This window comes from Comamonas sp. (assembly GCF_036666375.1).
Lineage (GTDB): Bacteria > Pseudomonadota > Gammaproteobacteria > Burkholderiales > Burkholderiaceae_C > Comamonas.
In genome coordinates this window covers 1-3,036 of the sequence record NZ_JAVWWA010000133.1, presented here as the reverse complement: position 1 = coordinate 3,036, position 3,036 = coordinate 1, and the positions used below count along the sequence as shown (strand labels likewise).

General features: G+C 65.0%; 4 protein-coding genes. All 4 read right to left on the bottom strand.

What is annotated here, in order from left to right; all coding sequences use genetic code 11:
- Positions 1-164 precede the first annotated feature (164 nt).
- Complete coding sequence (locus RR928_RS22160) at positions 165-605, bottom strand: RcnB family protein (protein WP_332548806.1); 441 nt, start codon at positions 603-605, stop codon at positions 165-167.
- Positions 606-788: 183 nt separating this feature from the next.
- Complete coding sequence (locus RR928_RS22155; protein ID WP_332540316.1) at positions 789-965, bottom strand: hypothetical protein; 177 nt, start codon at positions 963-965, stop codon at positions 789-791.
- A 10-nt stretch (positions 966-975) separates the two neighbouring features.
- Positions 976-1,899 (bottom strand): UDP-3-O-acyl-N-acetylglucosamine deacetylase, encoded by a 924-nt coding sequence (gene lpxC, locus RR928_RS22150; RefSeq protein WP_332548805.1) that lies wholly within the window; start codon positions 1,897-1,899, stop codon positions 976-978.
- A 250-nt stretch (positions 1,900-2,149) separates the two neighbouring features.
- The coding region (locus RR928_RS22145; protein ID WP_332684288.1) for a cell division protein FtsZ at positions 2,150-3,036 on the bottom strand (887 nt) is incomplete at its 5' end.

The following is a 3,036-nucleotide window of genomic DNA, read 5'->3' as shown; positions in this document are numbered from 1 at the left end:
GCCATGGCCCTGGGAATGGCCCGGAGGGCCGCGGCGGTTGTCGGGCTGTGCCTGGGCCAGTGTGGCGCTCAGGCCCATGGTCAAGGCGACTGCAGTGGCCATGATGGAAGTGGTCCAACGGGTCATGATGATCCCCTTTCAAAACTGTGAGAAGCGCTGGCGAATCAATGCAGGACGATCTGCGCGATCAGCCCCGTGGCCGCGGCCACCAGCAGGTAGTCGGAGCCGACCTGCACCCAGTGCTGGCCGCGTCCCGGGCGCTGCAGTCCATGACCACGCCAGTCATCGACGATGTAGTGCTTGCTGCGATAGCTCGGCGGCAGCTTGCCGCCGCGGTGCAGGTTGCGATCGGGGCCGGCACCGCGGTGCGGTCCGCCCGCCTGGACATGGCCGGGACCATGACCGGGCTTGGCCGCGGGCTGGTGCTGATGCACAGGCTGGTGCATCTGCGCCGGACCATGTCCGGGCTCGGGCTGGTGCATCTGCGGGCCGCCGCGCTGCGGCTCCTGGCGCGGCTGGGCCGATGCCAGAGGTGCGAAAGCGGTCAAGGCGACGCCGGCCGCGAGGGCCCAGAGGCCGGATTGGATCGATTTATTGTGTGTCATGTCACCCCTTCTTGAAGTGGTTGGTGTGACTGCATGATGGCCCATCCTCCCGGGCTTGGGGGGTCGGACGACAGCGCTTTACACAAGTTTTGCGCAAGCCTTGCGTTGGTTCACAGAGGCAGCGAATCGACACATCCGTAAAGGCTCAAATGATTGCCAAGTGCAACATCCGCGCCGGCGGCGTCAGGCAATCCTGCCCAGTATCAGCACCGCGAAGAAAGCCAGCGCGGCGATCACCGTCCATTTGAGAATCAGCATGGCCCAGCGCTTGTAGCCGGGCTGGCCCGTGCCCAGGTAGAACGCAAAGCACAGCAAGGCCGCGACAAACAGAAAGCCTACGAGGGCGCGAAAGATCAGCATGGGGCCAAGCTCACCAGGCGCGCACCGGCTCGGCAAAGCCCTTGGGCGCCAGGCGTTCGTTCTCGAACGTGACGATTTCCCAGGCATCGGGCTGATCGAGCAGCGCGCGCAGCAGCTGGTTGTTCATGCCGTGGCCCGAACGGAAGGCGCTGTAGGCCGCTAGCAGCGGCTTGCCGATGACGAACAGGTCGCCGATGGCGTCGAGGATCTTGTGCTTGGCGAACTCGTCGTCATAGCGCAGGCCGTCGCTGTTGAGCACCTTGTAGTCGTCCATGACGATGGCGTTGTCGAGCCCACCGCCCAGCGCCAGGCCGTTGGTGCGCAGCATTTCGACGTCCTTGGTGAAACCGAAAGTGCGCGCGCGCGCGATGTCGCGCACGTAGTTGTCCTCGCCCAGGTCGAACTCCACGCACTGGCCTGTGGAGTCCACTGCCGGATGGGCGAAGTCGATCTCGAAGCGCAGCTTGAAGCCGTGATAGGGATCGAAGCGCGCCCACTTGAGGTTCTTGCCTTCGCCTTCGCGCACTTCGACGGTGCGCTTGACGCGGATGAAGCGCTTGGGAGCGTTCTGCAGTTCTATGCCCGCGCTCTGCAGCAGGAACACGAAAGACGACGACGAGCCGTCAAGAATGGGGACTTCCTCGGCCGTGATGTCGATATACAGGTTGTCGAGCCCCAGGCCCGCGATGGCCGACATCAGATGCTCCACCGTATGCACCTTGGCCCCGCCCACGCCAATGGTCGATGCCATGCGCGTGTCGGTGATCGCATAGGCCGAAATCGGGATATCGACGGGTTCGGGCAGGTCAACGCGTCTGAAGACAATGCCGGTGTCCGCCGGCGCGGGGCGCAGCGTCAACTCGACGCGCTGACCGCTGTGCAGGCCCACGCCCACAGCACGGGTGATTGTCTTGAGGGTGCGTTGCTTCAACATACCTGCATTTTAAGTGGCCGCACCATGTCCCGGCTGTCGCCGGGACACAGTCTTGGCTATTGCCGCGATCAATTTCTCGGTGTGGAGCTCTAGCTCACAGCATGAACAGCATGCCTTTGAAACTGGCAGGGGCCAGCTCAGGGGCAGCGAGCAAGGGCCGCCCCGCAGCGAGGCTGCCGTCCCCCTCCCGCGTAGCGAGAGAGGGGCAAGCGGGGGACGGCCCCTGCCGCGAAGGCGCGGGTGCTTCCGATCAATCCGCTTGCTTGCGCAGGAACGCTGGAATTTCCAGGTCTTCCATGCCGCCCGAAGCCAGTGCGTCGACGCGCGCTGCGGCCTGGGTGCGGTTGGTGCGCCAGACGCTGGGCACGGACATGTTGCCCATGTTGCCGAAGTCGGTGCTGTGGCCCGTGCCGCCCAGACCGCCCGCGCCCTGGGCGCTGCCCATGTTGGCCGTGGGCAGTTGGTAGCTCAGGTTGTCGGTACCGGTGCGCAGACCGCCTTGCAGCACGGCCATGTTCTGGCGGCGTGCGTTCTGACGGGCCAGGCCGGTGGCGACCACGGTCACGCGGATCTCGTCGCCCAGGCTGTCGTCATAGGCGGCGCCGAAGATCACGTGGGCATCGGGCGAAGCGTAGGCGTTGATGGTGTTCATTGCCAGGCGCGACTCGGACAGCTTGAGGCTGCCCTTGGACGCGGTGACCAGCACCAGCACGCCCTTGGCGCCCGACAGGTCGATGCCTTCGAGCAGCGGGCAGGCGATGGCCTGCTCCGCGGCGATGCGCGCGCGGTCGGGGCCGGCGGCCGTGGCCGTGCCCATCATTGCCTTGCCAGGCTCGCCCATCACGGTGCGCACGTCTTCGAAGTCGACGTTCACCTGGCCGTATTCGTTGATGATTTCAGCGATACCGCCGACGGCGTTCTTCAGCACGTCATTCGCATGGGCGAAAGCTTCGTCCTGCGTGATGTCGTCGCCGAGCACGTCGAGCAGCTTCTCGTTGAGCACCACGATCAGCGAGTCGACATTGGCTTCGAGTTCGTTGAGGCCGTTGTCGGCGTTGGTCATGCGGCGGCCGCCTTCCCAATCGAAAGGCTTGGTCACCACGCCCACGGTGAGAATGCCCATTTCCTTGGCGACGC

Bases quoted from the DNA above. Each gene is read 5' to 3' on its own strand.
- RR928_RS22160 (WP_332548806.1), bottom strand. From the start codon at position 605: ATGACACACAATAAATCGATCCAATCCGGCCTCTGGGCCCTCGCGGCC.
- RR928_RS22155 (WP_332540316.1), bottom strand. From the start codon at position 965: ATGCTGATCTTTCGCGCCCTCGTAGGCTTTCTGTTTGTCGCGGCCTTG.
- lpxC (WP_332548805.1), bottom strand. From the start codon at position 1,899: ATGTTGAAGCAACGCACCCTCAAGACAATCACCCGTGCTGTGGGCGTG.